The organism is Rugosimonospora africana (assembly GCF_016862975.1).
GTDB lineage: Bacteria > Actinomycetota > Actinomycetes > Mycobacteriales > Micromonosporaceae > Rugosimonospora > Rugosimonospora africana.
In genome coordinates, this window is sequence record NZ_BONZ01000056.1 from 36,445 (window position 1) to 53,563 (window position 17,119).

Annotated in this window: 15 protein-coding genes; 7 read left to right on the top strand and 8 right to left on the bottom strand. The window is 72.8% G+C overall.

The annotated features are described in order from the left end of the window. Positions 1-25: 25 nt before the first annotated feature. Entirely contained in the window at positions 26-256 is a 231-nt protein-coding gene (locus Raf01_RS28610) for a hypothetical protein (RefSeq protein WP_203921141.1), read from the bottom strand. A gap of 165 nt (positions 257-421) precedes the next feature. Between Raf01_RS28610 and Raf01_RS28615 the strand changes: the two genes are divergently transcribed. Then, positions 422-1,570, top strand: coding sequence for a dipeptidase (locus Raf01_RS28615; RefSeq protein WP_203921142.1), 1,149 nt, complete (start codon positions 422-424; stop codon positions 1,568-1,570). Here the strand turns inward: Raf01_RS28615 and Raf01_RS28620 are convergent. Beyond that, positions 1,534-4,038 carry a S8 family serine peptidase gene (locus Raf01_RS28620; protein WP_203921143.1) on the bottom strand — a complete coding sequence of 835 codons (2,505 nt, stop codon included), beginning with the start codon at positions 4,036-4,038 and terminating at the stop codon, positions 1,534-1,536. The two genes, Raf01_RS28615 and Raf01_RS28620, sit on opposite strands and share 37 nt — an antisense overlap. Positions 4,039-4,074: 36 nt before the next feature. Between Raf01_RS28620 and Raf01_RS28625 the strand changes: the two genes are divergently transcribed. The 3 genes from Raf01_RS28625 to Raf01_RS28635 all read left to right on the top strand — a co-directional run bounded on the left by Raf01_RS28625 (position 4,075) and on the right by Raf01_RS28635 (position 7,224). Further along, positions 4,075-5,919, top strand: a complete 1,845-nt coding sequence (locus tag Raf01_RS28625; RefSeq protein ID WP_203921144.1) for a glycerol-3-phosphate dehydrogenase/oxidase — start codon at positions 4,075-4,077, stop codon at positions 5,917-5,919. 66 nt (positions 5,920-5,985) lie between these two features. Further along, on the top strand, positions 5,986-6,933 hold the full coding sequence (locus Raf01_RS28630) for an FAD-dependent oxidoreductase (RefSeq protein WP_203921145.1): 948 nt from the start codon (positions 5,986-5,988) through the stop codon (positions 6,931-6,933). A gap of 6 nt (positions 6,934-6,939) precedes the next feature. Continuing rightward, positions 6,940-7,224 carry a DUF4031 domain-containing protein gene (locus Raf01_RS28635; RefSeq protein WP_203921146.1) on the top strand — a complete coding sequence of 95 codons (285 nt, stop codon included), beginning with the start codon at positions 6,940-6,942 and terminating at the stop codon, positions 7,222-7,224. 46 nt (positions 7,225-7,270) lie between these two features. Here the strand turns inward: Raf01_RS28635 and Raf01_RS28640 are convergent, their stop codons facing one another. The 3 genes from Raf01_RS28640 to Raf01_RS28650 form a co-directional block, all read right to left on the bottom strand. Then, positions 7,271-7,879, bottom strand: coding sequence for an HD domain-containing protein (locus tag Raf01_RS28640; protein ID WP_239133997.1), 609 nt, complete (start codon positions 7,877-7,879; stop codon positions 7,271-7,273). A gap of 108 nt (positions 7,880-7,987) precedes the next feature. After that, positions 7,988-9,631, bottom strand: coding sequence for a DNA repair helicase XPB (locus tag Raf01_RS28645; RefSeq protein ID WP_203921148.1), 1,644 nt, complete (start codon positions 9,629-9,631; stop codon positions 7,988-7,990). 362 nt (positions 9,632-9,993) lie between these two features. Next, entirely contained in the window at positions 9,994-12,498 is a 2,505-nt protein-coding gene (locus Raf01_RS28650) for a helicase-associated domain-containing protein (protein WP_203921149.1), read from the bottom strand. A 111-nt stretch (positions 12,499-12,609) separates the two neighbouring features. Between Raf01_RS28650 and Raf01_RS28655 the strand changes: the two genes are divergently transcribed. The 3 genes from Raf01_RS28655 to Raf01_RS50625 all read left to right on the top strand — a co-directional run bounded on the left by Raf01_RS28655 (position 12,610) and on the right by Raf01_RS50625 (position 13,954). Beyond that, entirely contained in the window at positions 12,610-12,846 is a 237-nt protein-coding gene (locus Raf01_RS28655; protein ID WP_203921269.1) for a hypothetical protein, read from the top strand. A gap of 37 nt (positions 12,847-12,883) precedes the next feature. After that, entirely contained in the window at positions 12,884-13,495 is a 612-nt protein-coding gene (locus Raf01_RS28660) for an HAD family hydrolase (protein WP_275413072.1), read from the top strand. A gap of 72 nt (positions 13,496-13,567) precedes the next feature. Then, positions 13,568-13,954 carry a cold-shock protein gene (locus tag Raf01_RS50625; protein ID WP_203921151.1) on the top strand — a complete coding sequence of 129 codons (387 nt, stop codon included), beginning with the start codon at positions 13,568-13,570 and terminating at the stop codon, positions 13,952-13,954. Here Raf01_RS50625 and Raf01_RS28670 read toward each other — a convergent pair. From Raf01_RS28670 to Raf01_RS28680, 3 genes are read right to left on the bottom strand one after another with little or no spacing between them, the layout of a single operon-like run. Then, positions 13,943-14,743: a 1,4-dihydroxy-6-naphtoate synthase gene (locus Raf01_RS28670; protein ID WP_203921152.1), complete on the bottom strand. Its 801-nt coding sequence runs from the start codon at positions 14,741-14,743 to the stop codon at positions 13,943-13,945. The two genes, Raf01_RS50625 and Raf01_RS28670, sit on opposite strands and share 12 nt — an antisense overlap. After that, positions 14,740-15,384 (bottom strand): futalosine hydrolase, encoded by a 645-nt coding sequence (locus Raf01_RS28675; RefSeq protein WP_203921153.1) that lies wholly within the window; start codon positions 15,382-15,384, stop codon positions 14,740-14,742. The genes Raf01_RS28670 and Raf01_RS28675 overlap by 4 nt, the downstream gene beginning before the upstream one ends. Beyond that, complete coding sequence (locus Raf01_RS28680) at positions 15,384-17,108, bottom strand: MFS transporter (RefSeq protein ID WP_203921154.1); 1,725 nt, start codon at positions 17,106-17,108, stop codon at positions 15,384-15,386. The genes Raf01_RS28675 and Raf01_RS28680 overlap by 1 nt, the downstream gene beginning before the upstream one ends. Positions 17,109-17,119 lie beyond the last annotated feature (11 nt).

The following is a 17,119-nucleotide window of genomic DNA, read 5'->3' on the forward strand; positions in this document are numbered from 1 at the left end:
CTCGCCCGTTCGCCGTCTGAAGGGGTTACCGGTTCGGCGGCTTGTTGTTGTTGTTTTTCTTCGGTGGTACCGACAGCGGACTCGGCTGAGTTTGCTGGCCCTTCATCGCTTTACTGCGATTACGTAGCCATTCGTCGGCGCTCGCCGGTGTGCCGTTGTCATGCACCATTCGACCGGCCGCGGTCTCGTCAGGCAGCTCGTCGACTAGCTCCTGCGCCTCGGCGCGAAGATCTTTTTCCGATTTTGACTTGCCCATGGCGCTCCTCCTTCCGGACTCCCGGAAATGCCCACATTACGGCTCAGGTCACTCTGAGTCCGGCGAACAGAGATAACCGCCTGAACGGGTGGCCGTCGCATTGGCGTCCCTTAGCCGTCCGAGTGGCCGGGGTTACCGAGGGCGTCCCTTGGGTACCGTGCCACCATGGTTACCGAGCGGTTCCGTCCGCTGCTGGCCTCCGCACCGGTGATCGACGGGCATAACGATCTTCCATGGGAGATGCGCGGACGGGTGCGCTACGACCTGGACCGGTTGGACGTCGGCGTCGACCAGAGCGGCAGCGGGCTGCACACCGACCTGGTACGGCTGCGGGCCGGCGGGGTCGGGGCGCAGTTCTGGTCGGTGTACGTGTCGGTACGCCTGCCCGGCGAGGAAGCCGTGGCGGCCACCCTGGAACAGATCGACTTCGTACACCGGCTCGCCGAGCGCTACTCCGACCGGATGGCGCTCGCCCGCACCGCCGACGAGATCGAGGCCGTCCGGGAGTCGGGCCGGATCGCGGCGCTCATCGGCGTCGAGGGCGGCCACTGCATCAACGATTCGCTGGACAACCTCCGGATGCTGTTCGACCGGGGCGCCATGTACCTGACGCTGACGCACAGCCTCAACACCGCGTGGGCGGACAGCGCGACGGACGCCCCACGGGTCGGCGGGCTGGGACCGTTCGGGTACGAGGTGGTGCGGGAGTGCAACCGGCTCGGCATGCTCGTCGACCTGTCGCACGTCGCTGTGTCCACAATGGAGGCCGTGCTCGACACGTCGGTGGCACCGCCGTTCTTTTCGCACTCGTCGGCCCGCGCGCTCTGCGATCACACGCGCAACGTGCCGGACTCCGTGCTCGAGCGGGTCGGCGAGAGCGCGGGCATCGTGATGGTGGCCTTCGTGCCCGGCTTCCTCACCGACGACTGCCGCGAGTGGATGGCCGAACAGGGTGCCTTCGAAGCCACCATCACGATGCCGGACGATTCTCCACAGTGGAGGGACGAGCTGGCCGCCTGGATCCGCGCGCATCCCCGCCCGCCCTGTACGGTGGCCGACGTCGCCGACCACGTCGAGCACATCCGGGAAGTCGCCGGTGTGGACTGCGTCGGGCTCGGCGGTGACTTCGACGGCATCGCCGCGACGCCGGACGGGCTCGCCGACGTCTCCGGCTACCCGAACCTGCTGGAAGAGCTGTCCGGGCGCGGCTGGTCGGATGCCGACCTGGCGAAGCTCACCTGGCACAACGCGATGCGGGTGATCCGCGAGACTGCCCGCTACGCCGATCCTCTCGCCGAACCCACCGCCGCGTAGGCGTCCACGATCCCGGCCCGGTCTCCGCAGCCGTCGCCGGACGCCCCGGTCGCCGTCTGCCTCAGGATCCGCGCGGTACCGGCGATGTCACCCACGAGCCGCGGGTTGGCGGCCCAGACGAGCGCCACTACCCCGGCAACGTGCGGCGAGGCCATCGAGGTGCCGGACATCTCCGCGTACCCGCCGCCGGGTACGGCCGACACCACCTTGGCGCCGGGTGCCAGGATGTCCGGCTTCGCCGCCCCGGGCACCGGGCCCCGGCTGGAGAAGTCCGCCACGGTACCGGTGCTGTCCACCGCTCCGACCGTGAACGTGTCGGCGTACGGCGCCGGTGGGTCGGTGATCGAACTGCAGCGCGGGCCGGTGTTGCCCGAAGAGGCGACGACGAACACCCCGGCGGCCGTCAGCGCGTCGATCGCCGGCAGCAGTGCGCCCCGGTCGCATCCCTCCTCGCCGGTGCACCCCCAGGAGTTGGTGAGCACGTTCGCACCGCGCGCCGGGTTCCCGTCCCGCAGCGGGTCCCCGCCGTGCCGGAACGGCGCCAGCATGAACTGGAGGCAGGCCAGGTAGTCGGCGGGGTTGCCCAGATCGCGGTCCAGGTTCACGCAGCCGATCCACTGCGCGCCGGGCGCCACCCCGACACCGCCGCGGCCCAGTGCCGACGCGATCGTGTGCGTACCGTGTCCATTGTGGTCGGTCGGGGTACGGGTGCCGTTCCACGGGTCGTACCACGAGTCGTCGCCACCCCGGAACGAGCCGGCCAGCGCCGGTACCGTGGAGTCGACGCCGGTGTCCGAGGTGCCGATCACGACGCCCTTGCCGGTGTCCCCGGTGGCCCACACCCGGTCCGCCTCGACCATCGTGATGTTCCACTGTGGACCGTCGGGCGCCGGTGCGTCCGGTGCGAACGGTGCGCCCCGGCCGGGTACCGGACGCAGGTGCGGGGAGAGCAGCACGCGGCCCACGTCCGACCGGGTGGACAACCACGCCCGCGCGGCCGGCCCGCCGTCCACCTCGATCCCGTTCACCAAGTAGTACGGCGTGAACGGCAGGTGCGCCCGGGCGAGGTCGTGACGCAGTCCGGCCTGCGTACGGTTCGCGGTGTCCACCAGCCGCCGGTACACCTCGGTCCGGCGGGCGCCCGGGTCGGCGATACCGGACAGGTCACTCAGGTCGGCCTGGGTACGCATGACCACGAACAGCCGATCGCCGTGCAGCCCCGGCGACCCGATGGTGGCGTACCCGACCAGCCCGGTCGCGGCGACCGCCACCACGGCAGACGCGGCCACCCAGCGGCGCCCGGGCCGGCGCGGGCTGCTCGAGCCGGACGCGGAACCGATCCGCGGACGACGGCGCCCGTTCGGCCGGCGGGCGATGAACAGTCCGGCGCCGCAGAGCAGTCCGATCGCCAGCGCACACCCGGCCGCGAGCAGCCCCCAGAACCCGACGTCCCGCGCGCCGTAGTTGATGATCAGTTCGGTCTGGACCGGCTCGACGAAAGCCAGCGGCCCGAGCGCGGCGAGGGCGACCAGCGCCGCGATCGCCGGCTGGCCGCCCCCGGCCCCGGCCAACTGGCGGCGCGCGCGTCCCAGGAGCGGGCCCCGTGCCGGCGCCGCGACCCCGGACGGCGGCAGCGCGCGCCCCGGGAACGGGCCGCGAGCCAGCGCGGCGGCCGCGAACCCGAGCGGCGGCAAGACCGCGAGTTCGCCCAGTTGGATGCCGACCGCACCGGTCCCGGCGGCGACCAGCGCGAGGAAGACCCCGGCGACGAGCCCGCCGAGCAGGACCAGCCGGCGCCGGGAACCGGTGAAGTCCAGCCAGAACGGCGCGTCGAGCGCAGTCGCCGCCAGTAACCCCAGCGCCGCCGAGGCGGTCAGCGCGAACAGCGTCTCCAGGGCCCCGCCCAGCGCACCCAGCCACAGCCAGGGAACCAGGCAGGCCAGTCCCGCAGCGAGACCGGGCAGCCCGGCGCGACCCCGGGGCAGAGCCGGCCGGTAGGACGCGATGGCCAGCCGGGCCGCGAGGCCGACGAGGGTGAGCAGCAGCAGGTACAGCGTGTTGTGTGCCAGCGGTACGGCCCGCAGCGAGCCGAGTACGCCGAGCAGCACCGCACCGGCGGTCCACAGCCGGCCGGCCGACCGCACGGCCGCCCGCGCCGGGCTGGCCGGGCGCGTCAGGGTCGCCAGCAGTACCGCGGGCACCACCACCACGAGGGCGTTGAGCCACCCGACGGCCGGCCAGGCCCACCACGGCACCGGGCGCTCCTCGACGATCAGGACCTGCCCGCCCAGCCACGCCCCCGCCTGAAGCACGGCCGTCGCCACGAGCGCCCAGCCGGCCACCAGGACGGCGGCGAGCACGGCCGCGACATCCGGCCCGGTCGGTGCGGAACGGGCGGCTGGTCCCGGCTCGGCCGATCCGTCCGGCTCGTCCGGGCCGCCCGCGGCAGATCCTGCGAACTGACTCACACCCGCACGGTACGGGCTTCTGGTTACCGTTGACCCATGCGTCGTGATCCGATGATCTCCCGATTCGCCGCGGGCCAGCTGTCGCCGGCCCGCCGGGCGAGCGACCTCGAACGGCTGCGCGACCGGCGGTATGACGTGCTGATCATCGGAGGCGGGGTCACCGGCGTCGGCGCCGCGCTGGACGCCGCCGCCCGGGGCCTGTCGGTCGCCCTCGTGGAGGCGCGCGACCTGGCCTCCGGCACGTCCAGCCGGTCCAGCAAACTGATCCACGGTGGCCTGCGCTACCTCGAACAGCTGGAGTTCGGCCTGGTCCACGAGGCGCTGCGGGAGCGCGGCCTGCTGGCCACCAGGCTGGCCCCGCACCTGGTCCGGCCGCTGCCCATCCTGGTCCCGCTGACCGCCTCCCCGGGGCCGCTGGGTTCGGCCGAACGCGCCTGGCACCGGACGTACTACGGCGCCGGCGTGGCCCTCTACGACGCGTTCGCGGGTGTGGTGGGCAGGTCTGTCGGCCGGGGCATGCCGATGCACCGCCACCTGTCCAAGACCATGGCCCGCCGGCTGTTCCCGTCCCTGCGGGAGGACGTGCTCGCCGGCGCCATCCGGTACTACGACGGCCAGGTCGACGACGCCCGGTATGTGACCACCATGGCCCGCACCGCGGCCAGCCTCGGCGCCGCGATCGTGCCCAGCGTCCGCGTGGTCGACCTGGTCCGGGACGCCCGCGAGGTGACCGGTGTGCGGGCCCGCGACGAGGAGACCGGCCAGGAGTTCGAGATCGCGGCGCGCACCGTGGTCGCCGCGACCGGGGTGTGGAGCGACGACATCTCCGCGCTGCTCGGCGACGTGCGGCCGGGCCTGCGGGTCCGCGCGTCCAAGGGCGTGCATCTGGTGGTACCGCGCTCCGCGATCTCCGGCGACGCCGGCCTGATCCTGCGTACCGCCACTTCGGTGCTGTTCGTCCTGCCCTGGGGCGGCCACTGGATCATCGGTACCACCGACACCGACTGGCAGCTCGACCGCGCCCACCCGGCCGCCTCCGCCCGAGACATCGCGTACCTGCTCAACCAGGTCAACCACTGGCTCGACCGACCACTGTCCACATCGGACATCGAGGGGGTCTACGCCGGCCTGCGCCCGCTGCTGTCCGGCGAGGACGAACAGACTTCGAAGCTGTCCCGGGAGCACGCGGTCGTCGAGCCGATGCTGGGGCTGATGCTGGTGGCCGGCGGGAAATACACGACATACCGGGTGATGGCCGCCGACGTGATCGACCGTGCCGCCCGGCGGCTCGGCCCGGACGTGCCGCAGTCCCACACCGACCAGCTGCCGCTCCTCGGCGCCGACGGGTACGGTCCACTGTGGAATCGGCGGGCGGATGTGGCACGCCGGCACGGGCTGTCCGTCGGTGCCGTGGAGCACCTGCTGGAGCGGTACGGGTCGCTCTCCCTGGAACTGCTGGCGCTGATCGACGCGGATCCCGCGCTGGGACAGCCGGTTCACGGTGCCCCGGAATACCTCGCCGCCGAGATCGCCTACGCCGCCTCGCACGAGGGGGCGCTGCACCTGGAAGACGTCCTGACCCGGCGCACCCGCATCTCCATCGAGACCACCCACCGCGGCGTGGACAGCTCGGCGCACACCGCCCGGCTGATGGGCACCGTTCTCGGCTGGGACGACGAGGTCCGGGATCGCGAGGTGCAGCACTACCTCGCCCGGGTGGCGGCGGAGCGCGAGTCGCAGCGGATGCCGGACGACCTGACCGCCGACGCGGCCCGGCTCGGCGCCCCGGAGGTGCGCGGCGGGCTTCGCGACTGGTCTGGGTCGTCGCGCGGCGCCAGACGCACCGAGCCAGACTGGTCGGAGTCAGTACCCGGCGCCTGAGCCCGCGCCGATCGGCCCCGCACCCGTCCGGGCAACCGTCGCCACCGTCCGGGCATGATGGGACCCGTGCGAGTGACTGTGGTGGGTGCCGGCGTGATCGGCCTGAACTGTGGCTGGCAACTGGCGCAGGCAGGGCACCGGGTACGCATCGTCGCCGAGAAGCCGCCGGCGGAGAGCACATCGGCGGTGGCGGCGGCGCTCTGGTACCCGTACCGGGCCTATCCCAGGGAGCAGGTCACCCGGTGGTCCGCGCGCACGTACCAGGCGCTGACAGGGCTGGCCGACCAGCCGGGCAACGGGGTACGGCTGCGCCGGGGGCGGGAGCTGTTCCGGAAACCGGCCGCGGACCCGTGGTGGATCGAGGCGGTACCGGAGCTGGAGCGGGTACCGCCCGCCGAGCTGCCGCCGTCCTATGTGGACGGATTCGCGCTGACCGTACCCGTGGTGGACATGCCGCTGCACCTCGCCTGGCTGGTGGACCGGCTGGTCGATGCCGGCGTGACGATCGAGCCCGGGCGGGTCGACGCACTCGGCGACCTGGCCGGGTCGGCCGACGTCGTGGTCAACTGTGCCGGCCTGGGCGCCGGGGCGCTCGTACCGGACGCCGAAGTCACCCCGGTACGCGGCCAGGTCGTCGTGGTGGCGCAGTTCGGCCTGACCGAGTGGCTGCTCGACCAGGCAGACGAGGAGCAGCTGACCTACGTCGTACCGCGGGAGGACACCGTGGTCCTGGGCGGCACCGCTCAGGAGGGCGAGGACGGCATCGTCCCGGTACCGGCGACCGCCCGGTCCATCGTGCGGCGGTGCGCCGAGCTGGTACCGGCCGTCGCCGGGGCCACGGTACTGGCCCACCGTGTCGGGTTGCGACCGGCGCGCCCCGCCGTACGCCTGGCGGCCGAGACGCCCGGCGGTGGCTGCCCCGTGGTGCACTGCTACGGGCACGGCGGAGCCGGCGTCACGCTGGCCTACGGCTGCGCCGAGGAAGTCGTGTCCCTCGTCGGCTCGTTAGGCTGAGCGGCCGTGCTGTACATCGACCGAGCCGTCTGGCCGGGACGCGGCCGGGCCGCGGGGCGGCTGTGGGCTCACCTGATCAGCGACGTGTCCTACGAAGAGCTGCACGCGTTCGCGGAGTTGCTCGGCGCGCCCCGGCAGGGGTTCGAGCGCGACCATTACGACATCCCCGAGTCGCTCGTGACGGTGGCGGTCTGGCTGGGCGCGTTGCCGGTCAGCGGGCGGGAGATCGTGGCTCGGCTGTACACGGGTGGCCTGCGCCGCCGCAAGCACAACGGCCGCCGGGCCGGCTGATCCGCGAAAGCGGCCCGACGCCGTGGGCCGTCGCACGAGTCTCGCGTCAGGCCGAGGGCCGGTCCGCCAGCGTGGCCAGTTCCCGGCGCAGGTTTGCCCGCGCCGGCTCCTCCCAGCATGCGTGCAGCTCCGGAGTCCGGTACAGCGCGGGTAGCCCGAGCAGTCCGCGCAGGACACCGGCCCGCCCGGCCCGGTACGCCTCGTCGGGAACGTGCGCGTACTCAGCCCGGATCGCCCCGGCGTACCCGTCGTACTCGTGCCGTGGCCATGCGAGTACCGCCAGATCGGCATCGCACAGCGCGATGCCGTCCCGGTCGTCGGGCGCTGGATCGTGACCGGCGGTGAGCCGGATCAGCCGGACCACCTCGGGCACCTGTTCGGCCAGCCCCAGCCCGGGAAGCATCCGCGCGGCGAGGACGGCTGAGCGCTCCTCGTTGTCCGGTCGCTGCGGATCGTAGACGGCGTCGTGGTACCAGGCGGCGAGCCGAGCGGCCGGCGACGCGCCCAGGTCGTCCAATGTGGACAGTGTCGCGGACAGGTGGTCCACGTTGTGGTACCGGCGGTGTGGCTCGCCCCACCGGTCGAGGAGGTCCCGCCCGGCGGACTCGGCGGCGCCGGCATCGGCGTCCGGCATCAGGCGCAGCCAGTCGCGCATGAGGTTCATGGTGCCTCAGTTCCAGTACCCAGGTCGCTCCAGCACGATGCCGTTCGGCGCGTCAGAAACCGGCTCCGGCGCCGTGTCTCCACGACTATCGGCCCCGCGCTACGCCGACAGCACGTCGTCCGCGTCCACGATCGTGTAGGCGTAGCCCTGCTCTGCCAGGAACCGCTGCCGGTGCGCCGCGTACTCCGTGTCGATCGTGTCCCGGGCGACCACCGTGTAGAAGTGCGCCTGGCGGCCGTCCGCCTTGGGTCGCAGTACCCGGCCCAGCCGCTGAGCCTCCTCCTGCCGGGAGCCGAACGTCCCGGACACCTGGATCGCCACCGCCGCCTCCGGCAGGTCGATCGAGAAGTTGCCCACCCGCGAGATGACCAGAGTCGCGATCTCGCCCGACCGGAACGCGTCGAACAGCCGCTCCCGCTCCTTGTTCGTGGTCGATCCCTGCACCACCGGCGCGTCCAGGTACTCCGACAGCGCGTGCAGCTGATCGATGTACCCGCCGATCACCAGTACCTGGTCGTCCTTGTGCCGCTCGACCAGCGCCCGGACGACCGGCAGCTTGGTCCGGGCCGTCGCGGCCACCCGGTAGCGCTCCTCGGGCTCCGCCGTCGCGTACCCCATCCGCTCCTCGTCGGTCAGCGTCACCCGCACCTCGGTGCAGGTCGCCGGCGCGATCCAGCCCTGCGACTCGATGTCCTTCCAGGGCGCGTCATAGCGCTTCGGGCCGATCAGCGAGAACACGTCGCCCTCCCGGCCGTCCTCGCGCACCAGGGTGGCGGTCAGGCCGAGCCGTCGGCGTGCCTGGAGGTCGGCGGTGAACCGGAAGATCGGCGCCGGGAGCAGGTGCACCTCGTCGTAGACGACCAGACCCCAGTCGCGGGCGCCGAACACGTCCAGGTGCGGGAACGCGCCGCCGCGGCGGGTGGTCAGCACCTGGTACGTGGCGATGGTGACCGGCCTGATCTCCTTGCGTTCGCCCGAGTACTCGCCGATCTCCTCCTCGGTCAGTGACGTCCGGGCGATCAGCTCCCGCTTCCACTGCCGGCCGGCGACCGTGTTGGTGACCAGGATCAGCGTGGTCGCCGACGCCTCCGCCATCGCCGCCGCGCCGACCAGTGTCTTGCCGGCGCCGCAGGGAAGGACCACCACGCCGGAACCGCCGGCCCAGAACTGCTGCACGGCCTCGCGCTGGTACGAGCGGAGGGTCCAACCGTCCTCGTGCAGCGAGATCGGGTGCTTCTCGCCATCGACGTACCCGGCGAGGTCCTCGGCCGGCCAGCCAAGCTTCAGCAGGGCCTGCTTGAGCCGTCCCCGCTCGGACGGGTGCACCGCGATGGTGTCCTCGTCGACCTTGGCGCCGAACATGCCGGCGAGCTTCTTGGACTTGGCGACCTCGATGAGTACCGCCCGGTCCAGCGCGCGTAGCACCAGACCGTGCGCGGGATCGTTGGCCAGTTGCAGCCGGCCGTACCGGTCCATCGTCTCGGCGACGTCAACCAGCAGCGCGTGCGGAACCGGGTACCGGGAGAATCGCAGCAGCGCATCGACGACGGCCTCGGCGTCGTGCCCGGCGGCGCGGGCGTTCCACAGTCCGAGCGGGGTGAGCCGGTAGGTGTGCACGTGCTCCGGCGAGCGCTCCAACTCGGCGAACGGAGCGATCGCCATCCGGCAGGCGAGCGCGTCCGGGTGATCGACCTCCAGCAGGAGCGTCTTGTCGGACTGCACGATCAGCGGGCCGGTGGACACGGGTGGAGCACCTCCAACGCGGCGGGGCACGGGAACCTCCAGTCTCCCACGCGGCAACGACAGCACGCCGGACAGTGGCGCTGGTCACCGGCCCCGACGCAACTTGCTCTCCGGGAATTGAAGAAAGTTGGGTTGAGCGTGCAACCTCGCCACAAGCAACGGCGTCTATTAATTTGGGCCGGCAATGGGCCGCCGGTCCGGGTTGCGCCGGGGCGTATGCGTCCGGGCCGCGGCGGTCCCGGGCGGGCGAACTGTCCGTCACTCGCGGCAACGGGGGCGGACGCGTCGCCCAGGCCGCACCCGACTCCCGCCCCGCGACCACGGACGGAGCCGACGGTTGGCGACGCGGCGGGCGAGTCGGACTACTCCTCGACCACGGCCGCGGTGATGCGGTGCAACGCGAACGTGTGCAGCGTCTCGGTGCGGTCGTCCTCCGCGCGCAGGTACCCGGCAGAGACCGAGACCGGCCGGACCAGCCGGGCGGCCGTGCCGCCGTGCGCGTCGACGTATCCGACCCAGACGCGTTGTTTGTCCCGGACTGCCTGTTGCAGCACCGCCATGGCCTGAATGTGGGCCTGTGCCGGAGTCGCGGTGCCGGTCCGCTCGGCGCGCAGGCTCGCCGGGGGCCGGCGGGCGGTGCGGACAGCGGTATCCGCCCGGCGCAACTGCTCGACGATGGCGGCCAGCCTCGGTGTGGACAGCCGGACCGCCCCGTCACCGGCGGTGCGCACCGTCACGGGGGAGCGCCGCGATGGTGCGCGCAGGGATTTCGGCCGAACCAGCACGGCGGCGCCGCTGGCGTCCTCGGGTACCGGTGAGTATCCGGCCTCGCGCAGCCCGGCGAGCAGGCGTGCGGAGGAGTACGGGGTGGTCAGCACGGTCGGCGCCAACCGGCGCAGCTGGAGGTGGGACAGCCGGCGGTCGGCCATCAGCTCGACGAGCAGCGCCTCGTCGTCGCTGCGCAGGTACCCGCCGGCCGAACCGACCCGCAGTCCGCCGTGGCGGCGGGCGACATCGTCGATGAGGTAGGTCAACCCCTGCGGCACCGGGGTACGCGACCGGCGGGCGAACAGCGCGTGCAGCTCGGCCGCCGAGTATCCGGCGTCCAGCGCCCGGCGTACCGAGTCGGCGGTGATCCGCAGGACGTTCGTAGACTCCGGCTCCCCGATCAGCGCCAGTTCGGCGGCCAACTCCGGTTCGGCCGGCCCGGGCAGCACGGCGGTCAGGTCGGCCTGCAGCAGGACGTGGTCCACCGGTGCCGGCAGGAGCCCGTCGAGCACGGCGACCGCGGCGGACAGCGGTGCCCCCGATCCGCTGAGGCCGAGGGGATCCTCGTCCGGGTCGCGGCCCCCCGCATCGGACAGGTCGGCCAGGAGCAGCCGGCCGTACCCGGTCAACGCCCCCATCCCGGTCAGCCCGAGCTGCGCCGCCTCGGCCAGTGCCCAGCCGACCGCGTCCCGGGCCGGCGACGGCGGCTGTCCCGCCGGCCGGCGATCATCCGCGCCGACCGCACCGATCGGGCCACCCGGCCGGGCCCCGGCCGGGCCGGCGAACCGGCGCGGCGCCCGCCAGCCGAGCACGTCGAGTATCTGATCGGCGTCCAGCGCCGCACCCGGCTCGGCATCGGACAACACGCCCATCGCGGCGCTGCGCAGCGCCGGCGCCCCGAGCCGCTCCAGCTCGGGCGCCAGAACGCTGATGAGCCTGTCCCGCTCGTCACGCCGCCCGGCCAGGCCGGGCTGCCGGGTCATCGCCAGCCACGCCTGGATGAGCTGTACCCAGCGCGTGGCGATCGGCAGGTTGCGCCAGTGGTCGTACCCGGGAGTGGGCAGGAACCGGGGTTCCGCGCCGGTGTCCGGCTCGGTCTCGCCGATGAGCCCTGCCGCGGCGGCCGTCTCCAGCAGCGGGGCGGTGACACCCTCGTCGATCCCCACTGCCTTGGCGAGCCGGCGTACGTCGCGGATGCCCAGGCCGCCCGATTTCAGCACCGGTGCCGGTTCGGCGGCCAGCGCGTCGAGCAGGTCCTCGACGTTGCGGACCACCGCCATCACCTGGCCGGCTCCGGCCGAGTCAACGATCTTGGCTGACTGGGTGGCGGCCCGTGGGGCGGACGGGTGCGGGGCAGGCGGGTCCGGGTGCAGCGGACCGAGCGGGCCGACGTCGCGGCGCAGGAGCAGGCCGACCTCGCGGGGGAGTTCGACCGATCCACCCGGACCGGCGGGGCCGCCCACTCCGGTCACCGGTACCAGCAGATGCCGGGAAACGAGCCAGCCGACCGGGCTGTCCGGATCCTCGACCGCGTTGGCCGAGGCGGCGCCGAGCGGCGGGCCGGCTGCCAACCGGTCGAGTACCGCCCGGGCGGCGGGCGGCGCGGCCAGTACGGTGCGGCGCAGGCCGGGCGCGTCGGCGCACAGAGCCGCCGCCTCGGCGTCCAGCGCGGCGGCGGGGCGGCCCAGCCCGGCCGGGTATGCCGGGGTGACCTCGTCGACGCCGGCCGCGACGTGCAGGGCGTGGGTCGGCCCGTACACCAGGAACAGCGCGCGCAACCGGTCGATGGCGGCGCGCACGCGGTCCGGCTCGGGCGGGGTGCGCCCGGCGGCGACCAGGGCCAGGACGGCGTCGATGCTGGTCTGTCCGTCGCTGCCGGATTCCGCGTCGGCGCGGGTCAGCCGCAGGGCGTCGAGGATCTCCAGGGTGAACCGGTCGAGCGGATCCAGGGCGCGGGCGACCGACACCCGGGACTGGGCGCGGGCGGCCAGCGCGGACAGGTCGCCGGGTACCGGTACCACCAGGTCCGGGCGCAGCCGCAGCAGTGCGGCCAGCCCGTCGTCGGGCAGGGCGCGCAGGTGGTCGGCGAGTGTGGGCATCGTCCCTCCACGCTACCCAAGGCCGAGCCCGCCCGGCTCCTCCCGGCCCGTGGGTGGGCCGGATGACTGTGGGACACTGATCAGGAAGCCAGTTGATCAGGAGGATCACCAGTGGCGGAGCCGTTGGAGAAGTCGAACCGCATCGCGGGCGACACCGAAAAGCGGGCCGAGATGACGCCGAGCCGTCCACCCGTGGTCGCGTACGGCCGGCTGCCGGTCAGCGAGTTCGCCTACGACCGGCCGGGCGCCGCGTCGCCGTTCGGCGACGATCAACGCCTGCCGTTGCCGCACGAGCGGATCACCTACGTGCACCCGAGCGAGGACGACGAGACGTCGGTCCACCCGTGACCGCCGGCCGACGCGGCCGCTCGGGCATCCGGTCGAGGTGACGTTCACCGTCGGCTTCGATCTCGACATGACCTTGATCGACTCGAGGCCGGGAATTGGCGCGACCTACCAGGCCCTGTGCGAGGTCACCGGCGTCGCGATCGACATCGACCTTGTCGTCAGCCGGCTTGGGCCACCTCTGGAGCAGGAACTGGCTCACTGGTTCCCGCCCGACCAGGTAGCGGACATGGTGACGCGGTACCGGGAGCTGTACCCGCGGTACGCGATCGCGCCGACCCGCCTGCTGCCCGGAGCCGCCGAGGCGGTCGCCGCGGTGCACGACGCCGGGGGACGTGTGATCGTGATCACAGCTAAGCGCGGCGATCTGGCCCGGCTCCACCTGAAGCACGTCGACCTGCCGGTCGACGAGGTCGAGGGCCTGGTCTGGAAGGACGGCAAAGCGCAGGCGCTCCGGGCGGCAAAGGCGGTCGGCTACGTCGGCGACCATGTCGCGGACATGGCGGCCGCTGTCGCGGCTGGTGTGCCGGGCATCGGGGTCAGCACCGGTCCCTGCTCGGCCGGCGAACTCGCCGCGGCTGGGGCACGTGCTGTTTTGCCCGATCTGACCCTGTTCGCGAATTGTCTGGCCGACATTCGGGTTGGGCCATAAGTTTCGGATAGCTAGCCTGGTGTACGGACCGCGGGCAGGCGCGGCCGGACACATGGGAAAGATGAGGTTGCTGTGCCGACGGGGCGAGTCAAGTGGTACGACACGGACAAGGGATTCGGCTTCCTCACCCGTGACGACGGCGGCGACGTCTTCGTGCACAAGGCGGCGCTGCCCGACGGCGTGGCCGACCTCAAGCCCGGCCAGCGGGTCGACTTCGGTGTGGTGGAGAGCCGCAAGGGCAATCAGGCCCTGGCGGTCAAGCTGCTGGACGCGCCGCCGTCGGTCGCCGAGCTGCGCCGCCGCCCGGCCGAGGAACTGCACGGCCTCATCGAAGACATGATCAAGGTGCTGGAGGCGAAGGTTCTTCCGGACCTCCGCCGTGGCCGGTACCCCGACAAGCGCACCGCGAAGCCGATCGCCGAGGCGATCCACGCGGTGGCTCGCGAGCTAGAGATCTGAGGGCGGGACCAGCCCTTCGTTCGTGGCCCGGTTGAGGAGGGTTCGGATCGCCGCGTACCCCTCCTCGCCGAGGTCCTCGCTGAACTCGTTGACGTAGAGCCCGATGTGCTGGGCGACCACGTCCGGCTCCATCTCCTGCGCGTGGGCGAGCACGTAGTCGTGGCTGGCGGCCGGAAATGCCCAGGCGTGACGTACCGAGTCGCGCAGCCAGCGGGTCGCCTCGGCGGGATCCACGCTGCCCCGCTTCGCGAGGATCGCGCCGAGCGGGATCGGCAGCCCGGTGTCGCCCTCCCACCACTCGCCGAGGTCGGCCAGGCAGGTCAGCCCGTACCGCTGGTAGGTGAACCGCGCCTCGTGGATGACCAGTCCGGCGTCGTACCGACCTTCGGCGACGCCCGGCATGATCTGGTGGAACGGTACGACCTCGATCCTGGCCGGCGGGTTCTTCGCGGACCACAGCCGGAACAGCAGGTAAGCGGTGGTCCGCTCGCCCGGTACGGCGACGGTTCCGCCCTCGACGCCGCGCCCGTTGGACAGGACCAGCGGCCCGCAACCCCGGCCGAGCGCACCGCCGGTGGGCAGCAGCTCGTACTTGTCCAGCAGCCACGGCAGCGCCGCGTAGCTGACCTTCACGATGTCGAACTCGCCCCGCTCGGCCGCGGTGTTCGTGACGTCCACGTCGGCGTACGTCACGTCGACCGGTGGAGCGCCCTCCACGAGGCCGTGGACCAGCGCGTGGAAGATGAACGTGTCATTGGGGCAGGGCGAGAAGGCGAGGCGAAGCGTCACGCCTCCAACTTACCCAGCGCCGCCGAGGCGCGGGTCAGCGCCGCCAACGCGTCACCGATCCGCCAGCCAGCCCGGTCGCGCGGCCCGACAGCGTTGGAGATGGCCCGCAGCTCGCCGAACGGCACGCCGGCCTGCGCGGCGGCGGTGGCCACACCGAAGCCCTCCATGCCCTCGGCGACCGCGTCCGGGTACCGGTCGCGCAGCGCCGCGGTACCGGCCGCGGTGCCGGTCGTGGTGGAGACGGTCAGTACCGTCCCGGCGGCCGCGTCCGGCAGCGCGTCGGTCAGCCGGCGCATCAGGTCGGCGTCCGCCTCGTACCGGACGGTTCCGAACCCCAGTTCGTCCAGCGGCAGGAAGCGCTCGGGCGACTCGGCGCCCAGGTCGGCCGCGATGCTGCGGGTCGCCAGGGCGAGGCCGCCGACGCCGACGTGCTCGGAGAACCCGCCGCCGATCCCCGCCGAGATCACCGCCCGGTACCGGGTGTCCGTGGTGGCCAGCAGGCGTGCCGTGGCCGCCGCCGCCGAGGCGGGACCGACGCCGATCACCGCGACGTCGACCAGCTCACCGGCTCCGGCGACGACCGCGTCGCGCTCGGCGTCGACCGCGGTGACCACGAGCAGCCGACCCGCGCCTGCCGGCATCAGTCTTCCTCCTGGGCAGGCGGCAGGCCGGACGGCCGGTAGAGGTGGTAGCCCGGCTCCGTCTCGTCGTCCCGGGGCAGTACCCGAGTCGATTTCGGTACCGGTTCCGTGCGGTCCTGGCCGCCGGCAGGCGACGAGGCGCTCCCCGGCCCGGCTGAGCCGTCCGCCGCGGCACCGAAGGCCCCAGTACCGGATTTGGCGGGACCGGAAGCCGCGGCACCGGAGCCGGTGGGAGGACCGGCGGCGTCGTGCGCCCGGCGGATCCTTTCGGCCTTCGCCGAGCGCATCCGGCGCCACCGGGGCCGGTCGGTGCGGGCCGGCACCGGCTCGGTGTCCGCATCCAGATCGATGGTCGCGTCCTGGCCGCGGGACGCCTGCCCGTCGTGGTCGTGCTGCACCGCCCCGTGCAGCTTCTCCTTGCGCAGCATGCCGACCCGGATGACAGCGGCCGCGGCGGCCAGCGTCATGATGACCGCCACGATCGCGATGCCGGTCTGGCCACCGAACGGGATCAGGCCGAGCGCGCCGCCGAAGACCCAAGCGATCATGAAGACCGTCTCGGACCGGCCGAAGCCCGTCGCCCGTACCCGCTCCGGCACCCGTTCCTGAATCGTCGCGTCAACGGCAAGCTTCGCCAGGCCGGTGGCGGCCGAGGCGACCAGAGTGAACAACGCGACGGTCAGGAGGTTGAAGTGGACCGCCGCGAACAGTCCGGCCGCGGCGGTGAGCACGGTCACCGTGGCCTGGAGCAGCACCGGCCGGCGGATGCGCAGCCGGGTACCGATCGCGGTGGCCAGGAACGAGCCGACGCCCAGCCCGCCGGCGACCACGCCGAGCGCGGCGGCACCGGCCAACTTGTGACCGAGCAACGTCGCCGGTATGTGGTGGGACCGCACCGCGAACGCCAGGAACAAGGTCAGGAAGCCGAACAGTGCCCGCAGCACCGCGCCGCCGGACAGCACCGCGACGATGAGTCTGCCGTTCAGTACCTTGGTGCCCCGATTGAAGATCGCCGGTACCGTCTCCGGTGGCTCCGAGTCGGCGCGCGGCGGCAGCTTCAGGGCGAACACCATGCCGGCAAGGAAGATCACCGACGACACGCGCAGCGGCCACTGCGGCCCGAACCAGTAGGCCGCCGCGCCCAGCGGGGCCACCACGGCGCCGGCGATCGTGCCGAACAGCGAGGCCCGGGCGGCCGCCTCGGACAACCCCATGGACGGCGGCAGCAGGCGCGGGACGGCGGCGCTGCGTGCCACGCCGTACGCCCGGGACAGCAGCAGCACGCCGATGGTGGCCGGGTAGAGCCCGATCCCGTGGATGTAGTCGGAGATCAACCAGGCGAGGAACGCCCGGCCGAGCATGGTCGCGGCGAGCGCGTAGCGCCGGCCGTGCCGGAACCGGTCGAGCACCGGCCCGACCACCGGAGCCACCAGCGCGAACGGCAGCATGGTGACGAACAGGTACAGGGCGACGTTCTTGCGGGCCGCGTCGCCGGCCGCGCTGAAGAACACAGTCCCGGCGAGACCCATGGTGATCAGGGTGTCGCCGGCGTACGAGGCGGCGTGCAGGTCCAGCAGCCTGATCATCCCGATCTCGCCACCGCCGCCAGAATGGCGGATGACCTGCACCCGCCTGTTCACCCAGCGCCCGACCCGGGTTGCGCCACGCGCGGACCTGCGTGCGTTGCGCACCCCGTACCCGACGGTCTTTCCCAGCGACGGCATGTGACCATGTT

Bases quoted from the DNA above. Each gene is read 5' to 3' on its own strand.
- Raf01_RS28610 (WP_203921141.1), bottom strand. From the start codon at position 256: ATGGGCAAGTCAAAATCGGAAAAAGATCTTCGCGCCGAGGCGCAGGAG.
- Raf01_RS28650 (WP_203921149.1), bottom strand. From the start codon at position 12,498: ATGCCCACACTCGCCGACCACCTGCGCGCCCTGCCCGACGACGGGCTG.
- Raf01_RS28625 (WP_203921144.1), top strand. From the start codon at position 4,075: ATGCGTCGTGATCCGATGATCTCCCGATTCGCCGCGGGCCAGCTGTCG.
- Raf01_RS28680 (WP_203921154.1), bottom strand. From the start codon at position 17,108: ATGCCGTCGCTGGGAAAGACCGTCGGGTACGGGGTGCGCAACGCACGC.
- Raf01_RS28615 (WP_203921142.1), top strand. From the start codon at position 422: ATGGTTACCGAGCGGTTCCGTCCGCTGCTGGCCTCCGCACCGGTGATC.
- Raf01_RS28675 (WP_203921153.1), bottom strand. From the start codon at position 15,384: ATGCCGGCAGGCGCGGGTCGGCTGCTCGTGGTCACCGCGGTCGACGCC.
- Raf01_RS28640 (WP_239133997.1), bottom strand. From the start codon at position 7,879: ATGCGCGACTGGCTGCGCCTGATGCCGGACGCCGATGCCGGCGCCGCC.